This window comes from Desulfovibrio sp. (assembly GCF_018379785.1).
GTDB lineage: Bacteria > Desulfobacterota > Desulfovibrionia > Desulfovibrionales > Desulfovibrionaceae > Desulfovibrio.
In genome coordinates this window covers 26,148-44,071 of record NZ_JAGZUV010000021.1, presented here as the reverse complement: position 1 = coordinate 44,071, position 17,924 = coordinate 26,148, and the positions used below count along the sequence as shown (strand labels likewise).

Sequence of the window (17,924 nt, the reverse complement as noted above, 5' to 3'; positions counted from 1 at the left end):
GCGCTTACTGTTCCTGCGGAAGCCGTGGCCCGTCAAAAACGCTTGAGCACCAAATCGTCCAGCGCGCGTTTGGGCACATAGTGCACGCTCTGTTCGTCACGCCAGTAGCCGAACGAGCCGCCGGCGGGCATGGGGGCAACCAAGCGTTTTTCTTTGGCTACGCCCAGGCCCAGCACCAGGGCGATCTTCATGCCCTCGGGCACACCCAGCAATTCCGGCGCGGCCTTATGGTCAAAGGACTGAATGATGCAGCAACCCCAGCCACGGCTGGCGGCCGCCAGCTGGATGGTCTGGCAGGCAATGCCTGTATCGTAGCAGAGCAGCTCCTTGCCGTTCTCAGGCATCAGCACGGCAATGAACGCCGTAGGCCGTTCGCCGGGATGGGGGCCGCCCCAATCTTTGAGCGCTCCGGCCCAGCGGGTCAGGGCGAACAGCTTTCGGCAGATTTCGCCCGGCCCCACCAGAATAAAACGCAGCTCCTGGGCGTTGCGGGCCGAGGGGGCCAGCCGGGCGCACTCCGTCAGCCAGTCCAGGTCACCCATATTCAAGGGCTTGTTCTCTTCAAACCGGCGACAGGTGCGGGCCGCCTCCACTAATTCCTTGAAGTCCATGTTCCGCTCCTTATGTATTTTGCGTTTGAAATGTTACATATTTCAAATGCTACGCCGCCCGCATGCTGCGGAAAAACGCGGTTTATCGCTGCTGTTGCTGCCCGTAAGCCCTTTGTGGGCTAACGGACACGGCTGCGCCGCCTCCGGTCGCTTCCTTGCACTTGGGCGCGGGTGTCCGCATGCGGTCACCAGAGCGATTCATTCATTTTAAATGTGAATTGTTCCAGGTTGTGCCGGTGTATGCCTGCGTCATCTTACAGCGTTGCCAGCAGAAACCACAACTGCCCCAATTCGATGGCCGCGCCCAGAAAATCGCCGGAAAGGCCGCCGTGTAACCGGGCCTGCGCGGCCAGGCGGCGTGTGAGCCAATATTGCGTGACGATCAGGGCCAAACCCTGCCATGGGGAGAGGCCTGAAGCCGCCAGCAGGCAGACCAGCAGCAGCGCCCCCAGCCGATAGGCGCGGCGCACCGTCGGACCGGCCCCGGCACAGGCCAGGCCGCCCAGAGAATCCGGGTTATGGGGCGGCGCGGAGGCGGCCAGCCAGACCGCGCAGGCCCGGCCCCAGGCCGGTGCGAGCATCGGCATGAGCCACTGCCCGGCGGCCAGATGCCAGGCGAGGGCCAGCCATTGGCCGCTGAAAATCAGCAGCAGGCTCAATGCGCCGAAGGCTCCCAGACGGCTGTCCCGTAGAATTTCCCGGAAACGTGCGCCGCTCGCGCCGCTGCCGCAGGCGTCGCCCAGGTCGGCCAGGCCGTCCCAGTGCAGGCCGCGCGTGCTCCACAGTTCCAGGGCCAGCCAGAGCCAGGCCGCCAGAGCGGCGGCGGGCCAGGCTGTCTCCATAGCGTGGGAGGCTCCGGTTGCGGTGGAAAGGAAGGCCAGGGCCAGCCAGGCCACCAGCGTGTAGAGACAGCCCAAAGCCAAGCCGACGGGTGCGAACCACGGCACACAGTCCACAAGAGATTGCGCGGTGAAACTCCGGGGCGGCGCCAAGCGGCTCAGAAAGGCCAGGGCATCCAGAAAGCGTCCGCCCCATGCGGCCGGAGACATGCCGGGTCCGCTCAATAACGGGCCTGGGTGTGATTGAAGGCCAAGGCATAGAGGTGGTGGAAAAAGTCCACGTATTCCACATGAACGCGTTCCGGCACCTTGATCCGCGCGGGCGCGAAATTGAGGATAGAGGTCAGGCCCGCGTCCATCAGATGTTGGGCCGCGCGCTGGGCGCGTTCCGGCGGAGTGGTGATGATGCCGATTTCAATGTTCAGTTCCGCCACCATGCCCTTGAGATCCTTGGTGCAATGCACTTCCAGGCCGTGCACGATTTCGCCGATCTTGAAGGGATCGCAGTCAAAAATGCCCACGATGTTGAAGCCGCGCGCGCGGAATTCCCCATGGTTCAGAATGGCCTTGCCCAGGTTGCCCACGCCGATCAGGGCCATACGCCATTCGCGGTCCACGCCCAGTGCCGAGGTAATAGCCGCGATGAGCGAAGTCACATGGTAGCCCACGCCCCGGATGCCGAATTCCCCGAAATAAGCCAGATCCTTACGTACCTGCGAGCCGTTGACGCCGCAGGCTTCGGCCAGAGGGTTGGAGGAAATGACTTCCACATCATCGCGGGCAAAATTTTCAAGCACCTGCACGTAGGTTGCAAGACGCTGGATGGTGGCGCGGGGAATGTGTTTGCTTTTGGGTTGAGTGACCATGTGCGGTGCCTTATAGCTTGGAGCAGATTCGTTAATGTTGACTTGTGAAATAAAGTATTATTCAGAATACTTGAAAACGGAGCATTGCGCAAGAGGGATGACGCGCCCGCCCGAGGGGGGGCACGCTGGCCGTTTTCTATCGATTTTGTGCGCCTTTACGCGGAGTTGGCGACATGCCGGAGGGGGAGGCCGCTGAGGGGGGCCGGAGTAAAGGATGCGGGCCCGCCGTGGCGGATGCGCAGCAGCGTCCGGGTTCGGCGCGCACAAAAAAGGGAGGCCAAGGCCTCCCTTTTTTGTGCGATCGAACGCGGACTACGCGTAAGGGTTGGCGTAGAGCAGGATGAAGCTGATGACCAGAGCGTAAATGGCCAGAGATTCGATGAAGGCGAAGGCCAGAATCATGGTACCGGTGATCTTGCCGCTCACGTCGGGGTTGCGGGCAACGCCTTCGCAGGCGCCCTTGAGGCCCAGGCCCATGCCGATGCCGCAACCGAAAGCGGCGATGCCGATGCCGAGGGCAGCGGCCAGGCAGGTGTAGCCCAGAGCGGCGGAGTCGAGCTGGTTGGCGGCAAAAGCCATGCTGGCCAAGCCCAGCAGCGCCACGGTGTTCAGGGCGATCATCAGAAATTTACGCATGAGAGCACTCCTTACACTGGTTTATAGTTGGGTCGCGTACGACCATTCCCCCAAATGATGCAAGCAGTTTCATTCCGGAATCCGGGCCGCGTGCTCAGGCGGTTCCGGCGGCGGCTCCGCCCGCGGCCCGGACAAGCGGGCCGCGGGGGAGATGTCGGCGTGTCGGTTTAGTGCTCAGGGCCTTCCAGAGCGCCCTTGATGTAGAACATGGTCAGCATGAAGAATACGAAAGCCTGCATGGTCTTGCCCAAAAGAAAGAGGGCGTAGATGGGCAGAGTGCCCAGCAGGGGGGCCATGACGAAGAAGAGAATCATGACGATTTCCTCACCCCGGATGTTGCCGAAAAGACGGAGGGAGAGAGAAACCGGGCGCGAGAGGTGCGAAACCACTTCCAGCGGGAACATCAGCGGAATGAGGAACTTGGACGGGCCGGTGAACTGATTGATGTAATGGCTTTTCCAGCGCATCAGGCCCACGGCGTTGTAATAGACGAGCACAAAGAGCGCCATGCAGACCGTGGTGTTCAGGTTGGCCGTGGGCGCGTCGAAACCCGGGATCAGACCCATGAGGTTCATGCCGAAAATGTAGATGAACATACCGGCCAGCAGGGGCACGTATTTGCGCCCCACCTCGCCCATGGTGGAACAGACGAAGCGTTCAATGGTGTCGACGAGCGCCTCGAAGAAGTTTTGCAGGCCCCCCGGCACAAGCGTCAGCCGCCGGCGCATGATCAAGGCCACCGTGAAGAGGATGGCCATGCAGACCCAGGAATAAAAGACGTGTTTGAATTCGATCACCTGTCCGCCGATGGTGATCTCGTCCATGCCCATAAATGTGGAAAGCAATACCGGATGCGGCAAACCACCTGCCATGAGCCAGCCTCCTGTGTGGATACAAGCTGAACCGTGTTTTCAAAGGCCGCGCGGCGCGAATGCCCGAGGCCTTTCCCCCAATGAAGTGTTCCGTCCGGCGGCTCCGCCGCCCGCTGCCTCAGCGCCGTGCGTTACGCGAAGCCACGGCGAAGGTTATCAGAGCCGTGGCCGCCCCGGCGGTCAGGCCGCCCAGAATGGCCGTTACCGGCGCTTTGCAGACTATCAGGGCCCAGTAGAGCAGCCCGCCCAGCAGCAGCAGCCTGCCGCCCCAGCGCAGCAATACCACGCGTAAAAACGCGGTGCTGTATTCGCCCAGGCCCGCGCGCAGGAAAAAGCGCGCCAAGCTCCAGAACGTCAGGGTCATAATGCCCAATCCCACGCCGAACCAGAAAAACCAGGGCGTCGCGCTGAAAGCCGCGCCGCCGCCCAGCAGAAACAGGGCCGTCAGCAGCAGTTCGTTGCGCACCAGCGGCCGGATGACCGGGTGCCCGATGCCCCGCCGCCAGAGCCAGGCGTCAAGGCTGTGCGTCATGGTTTTCAGCGTCTGCGCGGTCATTTGTCTCTCTGGTTCCCTGCGTTGCGCCCGCCCCGGTGCCGGTCTGCCGCGTCGGCATGCCGGACGTCGGGCTGAGGCCCTTGCGGCGGGCGTCTTCAGCCGCCATTTTTTTCAACAGATGCTGCGTGTCCCGGTAGACATTCAAAAAACCGGCGGCAATGCCCAGCAGCAGGAAAAACAATTTGCACCAGGGGCTGGTATCCAGCCAGTAATCCAGGCCGTAACCTATGGCGAAGCCCACCAGCGGCCCGCTGACCAGATGCAGGCCGATGACCCCGGTGGTTGCCAGGGCTTCCATGCCGCTCTGCTGTTGTTTGAGAATATCCTTGAACGACATGGGCCGCCTCCGCGTTGTGTCAGCGGCGCGCACATCTTTTACATCCGCGCTGTGGAACCCTTCTCAGGTGTGGGCGTCAGTTCCCGCTGTCACCCGGCAAATCCTATGTTTGCTATGATTTTGCCCTAACGCTGTGTAAATTATCACAGCCTCCACGGCGCGTCAACGGCTTTGCGCTGAAACATTCGGCATCTGCGCATATTTTCGCCGTACGCGCGGGCCTGCCGGGGTTGTTTTTGACCTTTTCAGGACTTAAGCCGCCAGAGGCTGAGGCATTCCAGGTGCGGCGTATGTGGAAAAAGATCCACGGCCGCCAGCCGTTCCAGGCTGTAGCGCGCCTGGAGGCCGTCCGCGTCCCTGGCCAGGGTGGCCGGGTTGCAGGATATATAGAGGATAGTTTGGGGCCGCAGCGCCAGCAGGCCGTCCAGAACCCGAGGGGCGAGACCGGCGCGCGGCGGGTCGGCCAGTACCGTGTCCCAGCCGGGACCGCGCCGCTCACGCCGCAGCCGGTCCAGCAGGGCCGCCGCATCGCCCGCTTCGTAGCGGCACCGGGTCAGTCCGCCGCGTTCCGCGTTGCGCCGGGCCAGAGCCACGGCGCGTTTGTCGCATTCCAGGCCCAGAAGCCGATCGTAGTCAGGAGCCAGCAGTTGCCCCGGCGCGCCCACGCCGCAGTAAAGGTCCAGCAGGGATGCGCCGTTTTCCGCGCCGCCGCGCGTCTGCCGGAGCATGTCCTGAGCCAGGCGGGCCAGATTCTGCGCGGCTCTGGTGTTGACCTGAAAGAAAGAAGCCGCGTCCAGGGCGAACAGGCAATCGCCCAGCGGCAGGTGGAGCAGGGCGGCCTGCGGATCTTCCCCGCCTCTCCCGTTAAGGCAGAGCACGCGCCGCTCACCGGCGGCCAGGGCATCGGGGCTTTGCCGTTCCTCATGGACAAAGGCGGCCAGGTCCGGAAAGCCGCCCAGCAGCTCTTCGCCCAGAGCGCGCGCGGCGGCCCGTCCGTCCGCACCGCCGGGACTGGTTACGCACAGGGCCCACCAGCGTGGCGCGGGGTCGTCTTCCCGTCTGCCGCTACGCAGAACCAGGAAGCGCCAGAAGCCGTGCGATCCGGCTGCATGGGTCTTTTTGTCCCGGCCAGGGCCGCGCCGTGCGGGCGGAGCGGCATAGGGGGCGAGGCCGCTCTGTTCCGCCGAGCGACGGGCAGCGGCCAGAATGTCCTGAGCCCCGGCGGGCAGCAGCACACAGTCCGGCACCGCGATGACTCCGGCGCCGCCCCGGCGGCGCTGCCCCAGAATCAGATTGCCGCCCGCGTCCCGGCCAAAGGCGAATTCCATCTTGTTGCGGAACGCCGCCTGCTCCGGGGAAGGGTGCGGCGGCTCCAAAACCGCTGCGAGCATGCCCCGGTCCAGATGCCCGATGCGGGCCAGGGCCGCCAGGGCCAAATCTTCCTTCCAGCGCAGCTGCGCCGGGTAAGGCATGATCTGCAGAGGGCAGCCGCCGCAGATATGCTGGTGCGGGCAGAGCGCCGGCACGGCGTCCGGGGCCGGGCGCAGCACGTCCAGCAGGTCGGCCTCCACAAGGCGGGTCTTGCGCCTGACGACCCGCGCGCGGACAATCTGCCCCGGCAGCGCGCCGCTCACAAAGACCGCCGTGCCGCTTCCACGGACTTCGCCGTTGTGGCCTGTCTCCGGCAGGCGGGCGATGCCGCGTCCGTCGTGGGCCAGGCTGTCCACTGTCAGGGTGAGGATTTCGCTCATGGCGGCAAGGTAGCAGCGCCGGGGCGGTTTTGCCAAGGCCATGCCGCCGGATTTGTCCGGCATTCCGGCCGGGAAAAACGTCCGGATAAAAAAGATCGGGGCCCGGGTCTTGACATTTTCCGTTCCATCGGGCAAATATGCCTTTCTCTTTTTGGAGGTTGATCATGTACGCGATTATCGAGACCGGCGGAAAACAGTACCGCGTCGAAGAAGGTTCCAAGATTGTTGTGGAAAAGCTCGCGGCCCAGGCCGGCAGCGATGTTACCTTGGATAAGGTGCTGATGGTCGGGGGCGCGGACTGCAAAGTGGGCGCTCCGTACTTGGCCGGCGCCGCCGTGACGGCGGAAGTGGTGGAACAGGGGCGCGGCCCCAAGGTCATGGTGTTCAAACGCAGGCGGCGTAAGGATTCCAAAACGCTGCGCGGTCACCGTCAGGACTGCACCACCATTCGCGTCAAAAGCATCAACAGCTAGGCTGGCCTTTCGAAACGGGCCCTCCGTTTTTCGGTCGGCTTCCGGAAGCGGTCCCGCATCGGGTCGCGATTCAGGGCCGAAGCCGGGGCGGAATGGGCAAGGTGTTTCGAGAGTTCAGCGTTCAGGAGGCTATCATGGCTCATAAGAAAGCAGGCGGCTCTTCGCGCAACGGCCGCGACAGCGCGGGTCAACGCCGCGGCGTCAAGCGTTTCGGCGGTCAGCATGTGCTGGCGGGCAATATTCTGGTACGTCAGCTGGGCACCGTTGTGTATCCCGGCGCCAATGTAGGCATGGGCAGGGATTTTACCCTGTTCGCCAAGGTGGAGGGCGTGGTGCGTTTTGAAAAATATATCCGCAAGCGCCGCGTGTTGACGCGCGTGCATGTGGAAGCGCCCGCTCAATAAAGCGCCTTCGCGTGAAAATTTCAAAGGGAAGGAGCCGCCCTCAGGGGCGGTTCCTTCCCTTTTGTCTTTTTTCCGGGCATACTGAAAACGTTTGCCGCGAAATGCGGGCATGCGGGTTTTGCCCCCGTAAACGAACATTTCAAGTGCTTATCTTGTTTGAATAACATAAATCCGGGGCCATGATGCCCCGGTCAGAGGCAACATAGTATGAGATTTGTGGATGAAGCGAAAATTCAGGTCCGGGCGGGCAAGGGCGGCCACGGCTGCGTGTCCTTCCGGCGAGAGAAGTTTGTGCCGCGCGGCGGCCCGGACGGAGGCAACGGCGGAGACGGCGGTTCCGTCTATCTGCGGGCCGACAACCGTCTGCTTTCCCTCTATGACTTTCGTCTGAAGCGGCTGTATGAGGCCCAGAACGGCCAGCCCGGCCAGGGCAGCCAATGCGACGGCAAAAAAGGTACGGATCTGGTGCTGGGCCTGCCCGTGGGCACGCTGGTTTTTGCCGAAGGGCCGGAAGGCGAGCGCCTGCTGGCCGACCTCAGCGAACCGGACAGCCTTGCGCTGGCGGCGCGCGGCGGACGCGGCGGCAAAGGCAACGAGCATTTCAAGTCCGCCACCATGCGTGCGCCGCGCTTTGCCCAACCCGGCGAACCCGGCGAGGAGCTGAACCTGCGCCTGGAGCTGAAAATCCTGGCCGACGCCGGACTCATCGGTCTGCCCAACGCGGGCAAGTCCACGTTCATTTCGCGGGTTTCGGCGGCACGTCCCAAAATCGCGGCCTATCCTTTCACCACCCTGACGCCCAATCTGGGCGTGATGATCGACGAAGTGGATCCGGACAAGCGCATGGTCATTGCCGACATCCCCGGCCTTATTGAGGGCGCGCACGCCGGGCAGGGCCTGGGGCACCGCTTTTTGAAGCATGTGGAACGCACCCGCTTTCTTGTGCATATGTTGAGCATTGAGGATGTGGACGACGCGGATCCCTGGGCCGGGTTTGAACTGGTCAATGAGGAGTTGCGGCGTTTCGATCCGGAGCTGGCCGAGCGGAGGCAGATTGAAGTGGTCAATAAAATAGACCTGGTGGACGAGGAGCGCCTGGAGACTCTGAAAGCCCGCGCCGAAGCCGACGGCCGGAAGATATTCTTCATTTCCGCCCGCGAAGAGCAGGCCCTGGAACCGTTGGTGGCCGAACTCTGGCGGCTGCGCGACGAGCTGGCTCGCCACGAGCCCCTGCTGCGATATGAGCGGGAAGAGGCGGAAGCGGACGAGGAATTCCCGGACATTGAAGTGATCTACACGCGCGAGTGAGACTGTTCCGGCGGTGTGTCCGGCGGAAAGCGCGGACGGCCGGGGCGGAAGCGGCACGCGTTGTGCGGGCAATTGCAGCGGAGGCGGTGATGGAAAGGCCGGAGGATTGGCGGCAGGAGCGGGCCCGTGTGCTGGCACAGGCCCGTGTGGTGGTGATCAAGGTAGGCAGCGCCGTGCTGACCGACGCCCAAGGGCTCAGCGCCGCCGTGCTGGACAGTCTGGCCGGGCAACTGGCCGGGCTGCGCCGCCCGCCCGGCTCGCAAGCCGGTGCGCAAGGCAATCTGTCCGGCGAGCGGCGGCTGGTACTGGTTTCTTCCGGCGCTGTGGCCGCCGGGCGGGCGGCCCTGGCTGTGCACGGCAGGCAGGTGGAAGCCACGGGCCTGGCGGCCCGGCAGGCCGCCGCCGCCGTGGGCCAGGGCCAGCTGATGCGGGCCTGGGACGCGGCTTTTCACGCCCACGGCATGCCCACGGCCCAAGTGCTGCTGACCCGCGACGACCTGCGCGCCCGCCAGCGCTTTCTCAACGCCCGCAACACCTTCGCGGAACTCCTGCAGTGGCGCGTGCTGCCCATTGTCAATGAAAACGACACGGTTTCCGTAAGCGAGCTCAAGTTCGGCGACAACGACTGCCTCGCCAGCCTGCTGGTCAACCTCACGGGCGCGGACCTGTTCATCAATCTGACCTCGTCGCCCGGCGTGCTGGCCGCCAATCCCCAGCAGCAACCCGACGCGCCGGTCATGGACCATATCGAGGACGTGGCGGCCCTGGATCTCAGCCAGCTCTGCGGCGGCAAAACTTCCGTGGGCACGGGCGGCATGTATTCCAAACTGCTGGCCGCCCGGCGCGCCGCCCAGATCGGCGTGCCCACCCTGATTCTGCCGGGCCGCGCGCCCGACGTGCTGACCCGCGTCTTTGACGCGGCGGCGCTGGATGCGGCGGGCGGAACCCCGGCGGCAACGCCGGGAACCTGGGTGCGTCCCGCGGGGCACGCCATACCGCGCCGCAAGTTCTGGCTGGCCTACCAGTCGGAACCGGCGGGCAACGTCACGGTGGACGCGGGCGCGGCGCAGGCCCTGCTGCGCAAGGGCGGCAGTCTGCTGCCCGGCGGCGTGCGCCAGGTGGAAGGCGCATTCCAGAAAGGAGCCCTGGTGCGCGTGCTGCACGAGGGGCAAAGCCTGGGCGTGGGCCTTTCCAATTACAGCGCGGCGGACCTGAAGAAAATCATGGGGCTCAAGCGTCACGAGGTGGCGGCCATTCTGGGCGACGCCCACTATCCGGAAGTCATCCACAGGGACAATCTGCTGCTGGACGCGGCGGTATAGAGCAATCCACGTTTGACACGTTTGAAATGCGTGCATCGCTCTGACGCCGCGTGTGAACGACCGCGCCGTCTGGCGGCCGTCTTGGGGGGAGGAGGCATGGGGGCATCGGCAACGGGATCAGGAACAGGCGGGACGGGACGGGGAGCGCGGGATCTTTTCGCCTCCCGGCTCGGCGTGCTGGCGGCCACCCTGGGCTCGGCCGTCGGCTTGGGCAATATCTGGAAGGTGCCCGCCCTCACCGGGCAGCACGGCGGCGCGTCCTTCCTGCTGATCTACGTGCTTTCCACCATGCTGGTGGCCCTGCCCCTGATGATCGTGGAAATGATCATGGGGCGGCGCACACGCGCCAATGCCTATAGAACCTTCACCCTGCTGACCCCGCGCCGGGCCTGGTGGGTGACGGGCGCGCTCTCGGTACTGGCCGCCGCGCTGATTCTGGCCTTTTACAGCGACGTGGCGGGCTGGGTCTTCGCTTATGTGCCCAAGGCCCTGAGCGGCGGCGTGGCTACCACGGATCCGCTGGCGGCGGCCCGCATTTTCGAAGAACTGCTGGCAAGCCCGTGGGAAAGCCTGCTCTGGCAATGGCTGGTGCTGGGGTTCATCGCGGCCGTGATCATGCGCGGGGCCTCGGGGGGCATCGAACGCGTCACGCGCGTGCTCATTCCCCTGCTTTTTCTGCTGCTGGTGGCGGTCTGCATCCGCAGCCTGACCCTGCCCAACGCCGGTGCGGGCCTGCGCTTTCTCTTCATGCCCGACTTCGCGCGCATCAACGGCGAAGTGGTGTTGATGGCCATGGGTCTGTCCTTTTTCAAAATGTCCATCGGCTTCGGCTGCATGATCACCTACGGCAGCTATTTCCAGGCCGACACCCGCGTGCCCGCCCTGGCCCTGCGGGTGATGGTCTGCGACCTGCTGGTCTCCCTGCTGGCGGGCGTGGCCGTGTTTCCGGCGGTGTTCAGCTTCGGCTTCGAGCCCACGGCGGGCACCAGCCTGCTTTTCCTGACCATTCCGGCGGTCTTCGCCTCCATGCCGGGCGGGCAGTTCTTTACGGCGATCTTTTTTGTGCTCTCGGCCGTGGCCGCCATCGGGGCCATGCTCTGCCTGCTGGAAATTCCCGTGGCCTGGCTGCTGGAAACCTGCAAGCTGCCCCGCCCCAGGGCCACTCTGCTGGTGACGCTCGGCGTGGCCGCCCTGGGCGTTCCGCCCACGCTCTCCACCGGGATCTGGGCCCCGGAGACCGTCTTCGGCCTGTCGTTCTTTGACGCCTATGATTTCGCCACGTCCAACCTGCTGCTGCCGGTCTGCGGCCTGCTGACCAGCCTGTTCGCGGGCTACGCCTGGCCGGAACGGGAATTCGTCGCGGCCCTGACCAACAACGGCAGCCTGCCGCTGCAAGGTCTGGCGCGTCTGCTGCGTCTGGCCTGCCGTACGGTGACGCCTTTGCTCATCGCCATTATTTTGCTGCACGGCCTGAAGGTATTTTAAGCGGATCAAACGGGAAGAAGCCCCGAGGGCAATGCCGGAAAGCCGGTCCGGAGGCAGCCCGATCAGGCCCGCTCTGGGGACGTTCCGTGCCATTCAGGGCCGGTCCGCGTCAGCCTCGGCCTGGGCCGGGACTTCACGGGCCAGGGCTTCGCGTGCCAGTTGGCTGACGCTTTTTTCATGGAGTTGCCCGCCGTCGAAAAGTTCGCAGATTTCTTCATGCCCGGCGTCGGCCAGGCGGCGCAGGGCGGGCGTGTCCATGAAATCCGGCGGCAACTGGGCCAGAGCCCAGGCGGCCATGCCCCGGCAGATCACGTCGTTGTCCTCCAGGCCTTTGCGCAGCCAGGGTCGCGCGCCCGCGCAGAGTTCGGGCCTGGCCTGGGCCAGACGGCCGACGGCCCAGTAACATGAGCGGCGCAGCAGGTCGTTGTCGCAGTAATTGTCGTCCCGGCCCAGGTCGATGAGATAGGAAGCCAGCACGCGGTGAAAATCCTTGGCCAGAGCCGGGCTGGCGGCCAGGCTTTCGCCGAAGGCTTCGGGAATGCCCCAGCCGATGTTGCCGGATTCTTCATTCATATGCCACATGAAGCGGCGGATGATGTTGCGGGCCGCCTCGGAATCGCGCCCGGCCAGCCGGGCCGTGGTCAGGCCCAGGGCCACGGCGGCCCGGTGCATGGTCTGCGGGCCCAGCAGCAGGAAGGAAAAAAGCGGCCCCACATGGGACGCGCCGCCTGCGGCGATTTCTTCCAAATGATCCCGCCACTGCGGACTCTGCAAATATTGTTTCAATTGCTGCTTGGTTGAACGCATCCTGGGCATGGCTTTCCTCCGCTGGTTTAAAATGCGGCCACATCCAGAGTTACGACTTTTTCAGCGTCTGGCAAGCCGCCATGCCTACAGCGTGCAGAAGAAGACAACCCAGAACGGCACGCTGAAATCCAGGATCATGGCGTGCACGATGGAGACGAAAATCCAGTCCCGGCCCGCGTAGCGGGCGATGATGGGCAGAGTGGTGTCCATGGTGGAGGCTCCGCCGCAGGAAATGGGGGCCAGCGGCCCCAGCAGGCGCACCAGCAGCGGCGTGCCCACCAGGGTCAGGATTTCGCGCAGGATGTTGCTGAGCAGGGCCACGGTGCCCAGCTCCGCGCCCTTGTACTGGGTGATGAAGATGGAGGAAAGGGAGTAGTAGGCGAAGCCCGCGCCCACGGCCAGGCAGTCGGCCAGGCTGTAGGCCAGAAAAAGACTGGCCGCGGCCACGCCCGCGAAGGTGCCCACAGTGGTGGCCAAGGGGAGCAGCAGCACGCGCGGGCGCAGGGTGCGCAGAATCTCGCTCAGCCGCCGGTCCGAGCCGATGGACAGGCCCACCAGTCCCATGAGCAGCCAGAGCACATAGAGCGTGGCGTCGTGCTCCACAAAATAGCGGGGAATCAGGCCCAGTCGGGCCAGACCCAGCCCCGCGCCGAAAAAAGCCAAAATCAGCAGGCTGCCGGACATACGGAAAAAAGCCCCTCCGGGTCTTTATGGACTGGTGACAAAGCCCGCTTACGCGGTATTTGCGCCGCCATCGGCTCGTGTTCAGAAAAATTTGCCGCACGGCGGCCCGTTACTCGCCGTCGTGCGGCGGGTGTGCATCAACAGGAGTTTTTCGGGCATTGCCCGCGCCCGGGGCTGCGGGGAAATCGCGGAACCAGCGCCGGATCACAGCCACGCAGGCCAGGGACCCGGCCACGCCCGCCAGGGTCAGCAACAGGGCTTTGCCGCCCAGCAGCGGCAGGTTGTTCATCAGTTCCCTATTGCCGCCCACGGCCACGCCCAGGGAAAAGAGCAACAGCATGATGGCCGGTGAGACGCAGCGGGTCAGCAGGCCGAGCCTGGCCCGGCCGCGCAGCAGCCAGCCCAGGATCATGCCCAGCAGCATCAGGCCCATGGCGATGAACATGTTTTTTCTCTCTTTCCTGGGGGCTGTTTCTAACCTGTCCTTTCGCTCTCTGCCGGCGTCCGGCTCGCCCCGTGCGAAGGCGGGTTTAAATATGCTCCCTCCGCCCAGGCCTCGCCTTGTTTGAACCGTCGCGACGAAGGAGCTTTAGCCGTAGACGAACCTTGTGATCCGTAACGCAGCTTCGCCGTGGACGGCTCAAGCAAGCCGCCCACGGCGACGGCTGGCGCCCTTGGCGGAGAACGAAAATCCTCATTCAGAACTAGCCGCCAGAGCGGGATGTTTTTCAGAGCGGACGTGACGCAGCCGGAAGACAAAAGAACTTATTCCAGGAACAGCCTTCAGCTCCGGATGACATGGCGTAACGCCTGCCGCAAAAAGGCCAGCATGGCCCCATAGCGCTGCTCCTCGTGCAGCAGATATTCCACATCCCAGAGCACCCAGATCAGATGCCCGCGATGGCGGGTCTGCTGCAGGGGGCGGAGGCCGCCCGGCAGGGCCAGGGCCTTGGCCGCCGCCGAGCCCATGACCACCACGCCGCGCGCGCCCAGCGTGCTCACGCCGGACCAGAAGACGTCGGCATGGGGCGCGCAGTTCTCCGCGTCCGGAGCGCCGGCCGCGTCTTCCGGCGGCAGGCAGGCGGGCCAGAACGTATGCGTGCCCGCCGGATGCCCCAGATCGCCCAGCAGACGTTGCAGGAAAGCCCGCCGCGCCTGACGCTGCTCGTCATGCGCGCCGCAGAGATCCCTGCCCAGATTCCAGTAGGTCCAGACCACCAGGCCGGGCCGGGTGGCCGCCAGACGTCCCCGCCAGGGCGCGGGCCAGACGTGCGGCGGCAGGGGCCGCCAGCGCTCCCCGGCGCGGGCGCTTTCCCGTTGTTCCGGGGCGCTCCCTTCCGGCGCGGCGGGAGCCATTTGGCGGGCCGGACGCGACCCTTGCCGGGCTGGCTGAACGGACCGGGCGGCCGGGGCGGCGGCCCGCCTTGGCTGGGCGGGCCGCAGGCCAGGCTCGGCGCAGAATGAGCAGGCCGGTGGCGCGTCCTCCGGCAGCAGCAGGCAGCGCAGGCCGTGGCCCTGCCAGAGCGCGCCCAGCGGATTCAGATCCGCAAAAGCCATGTGCAGAGCTCCCAGGCCACATCGGCCTTGCTTTGTGAGGGCCAGATTTCCTCGCGCCCGCGCGCGTCCGCCACGGCCATGCTGTTGGTGGGCGTGCCGAAGCCGCTGTCCACGGCATTGACGCGATTGGCCGCCAGCAGATCGGCTTTTTTGCGGGCCAGTTTGGCGCGCGCCAGGGGCAGCAGGGCGTCCATGTCCGGCGCGGTCTCCGCCGCGAAACCCAGCACCTTCTGGCCCGGACGGCGCACGGCGGCCAGGCTGTGCAGAATATCCGGATTGGGCCTGAAATCCAGGCTGAAGCCGTCAGGCGCCTCGGATTTCTTGAATTTGCGTTCCCCAAGGGGCGCGGGTGAAAAATCGGCCACCGCCGCCGTGAACATGCCCATGTCCATATCCGGCCAGAGGCCGCGCGCGGCCTCGTACATCTCGCGCGCGTTCGTCACGTTGCGCCGTTGCACGCCTCGCGGCAGAAAAACGCTCACCCCCGGCCCGCAGATTGCCGTCACTTCGGCCCCGCGCAGCCAGGCGCACACGGTCAGGGCCGCTCCCATCAGCCCGCTGGAGGGATTGGACCAGAAGCGCACGCCGTCCCAGGCCTCGCGCGTGGGGCCCAGAGTGACCATGACCCGCAGACCGGCCATATCCTGAGGGGACAGGGCTTGCAGCCCGGCCAGAAAAATTTCCGGCAGGGCGGCCAGACGCCCTTGGCCGTCGTCGCCGCAGGCCGTGCCGCCGTTGTCCGGCCCCACGAAACGCGCGCCGCGCTGCTCCAGAAGAGCCGCGTTGGCCCGGGTGGCCGGATGGGACCACATCCGCGGGTTCATGGCCGGGGCCAGGACCAGCGGGCCGTCAAAGGCCAGAGCCTGGGCCGCCAGCATGTCCGAGGCCGCGCCGTGGGCCAGACGCGCCAAAACATCGGCCGAGGCCGGGGCCACGACCAGGGCCTCGGCGCGCTGTCCCGGCTCCAGATGGGAGAAAGTATCCTGACCGGCTTCGAACATGCCGCCGTAGACCGGCATCGCGCCCAGGGATTCGAAGAGCAGGGGCGTGACGAAACGCCGGGCCCCGTCCGTGAGCGTGGCTGAAACATGGATGCCCAGCCTGAGCCAGGCCCGCAGCAAGTCGGTGGCCCGGTAGCAGGCCACCGAACCGCAGACCCCCAGATGCAGGCGTTTATGGGCAAAGCGCGTGCTCCGGTCAAAAGGCGTGGCAAGGGATACGGCCGGGGCCGGGCTCACAGCGCGCGCTCCTGCAGGCCGCCGGACGTGCCCGCAGCACCGGAAGCACCGGGACCACCAGAGCCGGCGGGAGCTCCCGCGCCCCACTGCTCCGTGGTGCCGGGCGGCGGCGTGGGCGCGCTCTGGCCTGGTTCGTTGCCCAGGGGCGCGTATTCCTCGCCGGACAGTTCCGCGCCGCTGTCCGCGCCGCCGGGCAGACTGAGGGCCGAACCGTCGGGCAGGCGGCTGCCCGCCCAGATCTCCAGAATGGTCAGGACGGTCTGACGGCGGAAGGCCAGCACCGCCAGGCTGTTGCCCTTGTCATAGACGTAGAGAGAGCGGTCCCCCTTGCGCAGGGAGAGCCGCAGCTGCCAGCCCTGGCTTTGCAGGGCCGTGAACATGCTCTGGGCCGCCTGCGAGGCGTCCACATTGCCGCGCAGGGTTTCCAGGCCCTCGCGCTCCCCGTCCGCGCCGTAATTCATATAGCCGTGCGAGGCATAGCGCTGCATGCCGGTGGGCAGGGGCACGTTCAGCAGCTGGCTGGACGCGGCGTCCGCGCCGCCGGTGAGCGGGTCGTTGGAAAAGGGATTGCCGACGCCCATGGAGGCGCAGCCCTGGGCTGCGGCGAGGACCAGCCCCAGAGCGAGGGTGACAAGCGTGCGTCGCATGGCTATACTCCTTAGCCCGGACATGACAGATTGTCCGGATTCAGGAACACAGCCTAGCCTCTCCGCCGCGCCCTGACAAGTCCGGCGGCGGGACGGGCGCAGCAACGAGGCCCGCCACAGCCATGATTCCCGACGAAGCGGATTTTTCTCTGAGCAGTTACCGTTTTGATCTGCCGCCGGAGCAGATCGCCCAGTTTCCCCCCGAAGAGCGGGGCGCATCCCGTTTGCTGGTCCTGCCGCGCAAGGGCGCTTCCGATCCCCGCCCTGAGCTGCGCCACGGCATGTTCGGCGATCTGCCCGACTGCCTGCCGGGCAATGCGCTGATCGTCGCCAACAATTCGCGCGTCCTGCAGGCGCGCCTGCTGGGTTCGCGGGCCACGGGCGGCAAGGTGGAATTCCTGCTGCTCACGCCTCTGCCCCTGGTCATGGAACGTGCCCGGCCCGACAAGCGCCCTGGCGGGCCCGGCGGCGCGGAGGCCTTCAGTGCGGAGGCCGAGGGCCTGGTGCGTTGCGGGGGCAGCGTGCGCGAGGGCGAAACCTTCGCCTTCGGCGCGGGCATCAGCGTGACCGTGCTGGAATCCGGCCCCTTCGGGCAGCGCCGGGTACGCCTGGCCTGGCAGGGCGATCTGGCCAAGGCCTTCGCGGCCACCGGGCATATCCCGTTGCCCCCCTATATCAAGCGCGCCGACGGCGAGGAAGACCTCAGCCGTTACCAGACCGTCTACGCCAGAAGCGACAAAACCGGCTCCGTGGCCGCGCCCACGGCCGGTCTGCACTTCACCCCGGCCATGCGTGAAAAACTGGCGGACCGGGGCTTTGAGTGGGCCGAGGTGACGCTCTATGTGGGCTACGGCACCTTCAGCCCGGTGCGTTGCGAGGACATCCGCAGCCACCGCATGCACCGCGAATATGTGGAAGTGCCGGAGGCCACGGCCGCGGCCATAGCCAGGGCCAAGGCCCAGGGCCGTCCCGTGGTGGCCGTGGGCACCACCAGCGTGCGCACCCTGGAGGGCGTGGCCGAGCTCTGCGGCCGGGTGCAGCCCTACACGGGCTGGACGGATATTTTTCTCTATCCCGGCAGGAGCTTCCGCGTGGTGGACGCGGTGCTGACCAATTTTCACCTGCCGGAATCCTCCCTGCTCATGCTGGTTTCGGCCTTTGCCGGGCGCGAGCGCATGCTGGCGGCCTATGCCGAAGCCGTGACCAGGGGCTACCGCTTTTTTTCTTACGGGGACGCCATGCTCATTAAATAAGGGCGGGCCCGGTTCTCCGGTCCTTTTCCGGCGCGGGAGTCCCCCGTGCTGTCGCTGATGTCTGAGTTGAAAAATCAGACATCCAAAACCCGTAGGGTTTTGCGGCGGCGCAGCCGCCGTGAGCCTGCGAAAATTGAGAGCATCCGATGCTCGAAATTTTCGCAATTGGGCACTAGTGAAATGTCACGCCTCACCTGCCGGTTCGGCGTGAAGATCACACAGCAAAACACGCGATTTTTGCTGTGCTTACGCCGCCTGCGGCGGCGCGCAACCCCTTG

General features: G+C 65.5%; 20 protein-coding genes. 6 read left to right on the top strand and 14 right to left on the bottom strand.

Features of this window, described 5'->3' with window-relative positions; translation table 11 throughout:
- Positions 1 to 32: 32 nt before the first annotated feature.
- The 8 genes from KH208_RS06510 to KH208_RS06475 form a co-directional block, all read right to left on the bottom strand.
- Positions 33 to 611: a nitroreductase family protein gene (locus KH208_RS06510; protein ID WP_291434863.1), complete on the bottom strand. Its 579-nt coding sequence runs from the start codon at positions 609 to 611 to the stop codon at positions 33 to 35.
- A 254-nt stretch (positions 612 to 865) separates the two neighbouring features.
- Positions 866 to 1,660 (bottom strand): adenosylcobinamide-GDP ribazoletransferase, encoded by a 795-nt coding sequence (locus KH208_RS06505; protein ID WP_291434861.1) that lies wholly within the window; start codon positions 1,658 to 1,660, stop codon positions 866 to 868.
- Between the two features lie 11 nt (positions 1,661 to 1,671).
- Positions 1,672 to 2,316 carry a redox-sensing transcriptional repressor Rex gene (locus KH208_RS06500; RefSeq protein WP_291434860.1) on the bottom strand — a complete coding sequence of 215 codons (645 nt, stop codon included), beginning with the start codon at positions 2,314 to 2,316 and terminating at the stop codon, positions 1,672 to 1,674.
- Positions 2,317 to 2,628: 312 nt separating this feature from the next.
- Complete coding sequence (atpE, locus tag KH208_RS06495) at positions 2,629 to 2,952, bottom strand: ATP synthase F0 subunit C (RefSeq protein ID WP_008682519.1); 324 nt, start codon at positions 2,950 to 2,952, stop codon at positions 2,629 to 2,631.
- Positions 2,953 to 3,119: 167 nt separating this feature from the next.
- On the bottom strand, positions 3,120 to 3,824 hold the full coding sequence (gene atpB, locus KH208_RS06490) for a F0F1 ATP synthase subunit A (RefSeq protein WP_008682518.1): 705 nt from the start codon (positions 3,822 to 3,824) through the stop codon (positions 3,120 to 3,122).
- Between the two features lie 118 nt (positions 3,825 to 3,942).
- Positions 3,943 to 4,380 (bottom strand): hypothetical protein, encoded by a 438-nt coding sequence (locus tag KH208_RS06485; protein ID WP_008682517.1) that lies wholly within the window; start codon positions 4,378 to 4,380, stop codon positions 3,943 to 3,945.
- The gene (locus KH208_RS06480) at positions 4,340 to 4,717 is read right to left on the bottom strand and encodes an AtpZ/AtpI family protein (protein ID WP_291434856.1); all 378 of its coding nucleotides are present in this window, start codon (positions 4,715 to 4,717) and stop codon (positions 4,340 to 4,342) included. The genes KH208_RS06485 and KH208_RS06480 overlap by 41 nt, the downstream gene beginning before the upstream one ends.
- Positions 4,718 to 4,962: 245 nt before the next feature.
- On the bottom strand, positions 4,963 to 6,510 hold the full coding sequence (locus KH208_RS06475; protein WP_291434854.1) for a class I SAM-dependent RNA methyltransferase: 1,548 nt from the start codon (positions 6,508 to 6,510) through the stop codon (positions 4,963 to 4,965).
- Between the two features lie 122 nt (positions 6,511 to 6,632).
- Between KH208_RS06475 and rplU the strand changes: the two genes are divergently transcribed.
- The 5 genes from rplU (at position 6,633) to KH208_RS06450 (ending at position 11,460) form a co-directional block, all read left to right on the top strand.
- A complete protein-coding gene (gene rplU, locus KH208_RS06470) occupies positions 6,633 to 6,941 on the top strand; it encodes a 50S ribosomal protein L21 (RefSeq protein WP_008682513.1) in 309 nt (102 codons plus the stop codon).
- A gap of 134 nt (positions 6,942 to 7,075) precedes the next feature.
- On the top strand, positions 7,076 to 7,345 hold the full coding sequence (gene rpmA, locus KH208_RS06465; RefSeq protein WP_291434851.1) for a 50S ribosomal protein L27: 270 nt from the start codon (positions 7,076 to 7,078) through the stop codon (positions 7,343 to 7,345).
- A 207-nt stretch (positions 7,346 to 7,552) separates the two neighbouring features.
- Positions 7,553 to 8,653 carry a GTPase ObgE gene (gene obgE / locus KH208_RS06460; RefSeq protein ID WP_291434849.1) on the top strand — a complete coding sequence of 367 codons (1,101 nt, stop codon included), beginning with the start codon at positions 7,553 to 7,555 and terminating at the stop codon, positions 8,651 to 8,653.
- Between the two features lie 89 nt (positions 8,654 to 8,742).
- Positions 8,743 to 9,975 carry a glutamate 5-kinase gene (gene proB, locus KH208_RS06455; RefSeq protein WP_291434847.1) on the top strand — a complete coding sequence of 411 codons (1,233 nt, stop codon included), beginning with the start codon at positions 8,743 to 8,745 and terminating at the stop codon, positions 9,973 to 9,975.
- Between the two features lie 96 nt (positions 9,976 to 10,071).
- Positions 10,072 to 11,460 (top strand): sodium-dependent transporter, encoded by a 1,389-nt coding sequence (locus tag KH208_RS06450; protein WP_291434845.1) that lies wholly within the window; start codon positions 10,072 to 10,074, stop codon positions 11,458 to 11,460.
- Positions 11,461 to 11,553: 93 nt separating this feature from the next.
- Here KH208_RS06450 and KH208_RS06445 read toward each other — a convergent pair whose 3' ends face one another.
- From KH208_RS06445 to KH208_RS06420, 6 genes are all read right to left on the bottom strand, one after another.
- On the bottom strand, positions 11,554 to 12,276 hold the full coding sequence (locus KH208_RS06445) for a DVU0298 family protein (protein WP_291434844.1): 723 nt from the start codon (positions 12,274 to 12,276) through the stop codon (positions 11,554 to 11,556).
- Positions 12,277 to 12,351: 75 nt separating this feature from the next.
- The gene (locus tag KH208_RS06440; RefSeq protein ID WP_291434843.1) at positions 12,352 to 12,951 is read right to left on the bottom strand and encodes a lysine exporter LysO family protein; all 600 of its coding nucleotides are present in this window, start codon (positions 12,949 to 12,951) and stop codon (positions 12,352 to 12,354) included.
- Positions 12,952 to 13,060: 109 nt separating this feature from the next.
- The gene (locus KH208_RS06435) at positions 13,061 to 13,396 is read right to left on the bottom strand and encodes a LysO family transporter (RefSeq protein ID WP_291434842.1); all 336 of its coding nucleotides are present in this window, start codon (positions 13,394 to 13,396) and stop codon (positions 13,061 to 13,063) included.
- A 338-nt stretch (positions 13,397 to 13,734) separates the two neighbouring features.
- Positions 13,735 to 14,508 carry a hypothetical protein gene (locus tag KH208_RS06430; protein ID WP_291434840.1) on the bottom strand — a complete coding sequence of 258 codons (774 nt, stop codon included), beginning with the start codon at positions 14,506 to 14,508 and terminating at the stop codon, positions 13,735 to 13,737.
- On the bottom strand, positions 14,490 to 15,746 hold the full coding sequence (gene coaBC, locus KH208_RS06425; protein WP_291434839.1) for a bifunctional phosphopantothenoylcysteine decarboxylase/phosphopantothenate--cysteine ligase CoaBC: 1,257 nt from the start codon (positions 15,744 to 15,746) through the stop codon (positions 14,490 to 14,492). Before coaBC ends, KH208_RS06430 begins: the two co-directional genes overlap by 19 nt.
- Positions 15,743 to 16,393, bottom strand: a complete 651-nt coding sequence (locus KH208_RS06420) for a hypothetical protein (protein WP_291434838.1) — start codon at positions 16,391 to 16,393, stop codon at positions 15,743 to 15,745. Before KH208_RS06420 ends, coaBC begins: the two co-directional genes overlap by 4 nt.
- Positions 16,394 to 16,515: 122 nt before the next feature.
- Here KH208_RS06420 and queA point away from each other — a divergent pair, with 122 nt between their 5' ends.
- Positions 16,516 to 17,646: a tRNA preQ1(34) S-adenosylmethionine ribosyltransferase-isomerase QueA gene (queA, locus tag KH208_RS06415; protein WP_291434837.1), complete on the top strand. Its 1,131-nt coding sequence runs from the start codon at positions 16,516 to 16,518 to the stop codon at positions 17,644 to 17,646.
- The last annotated feature ends 278 nt before the right edge of the window (positions 17,647 to 17,924 follow it).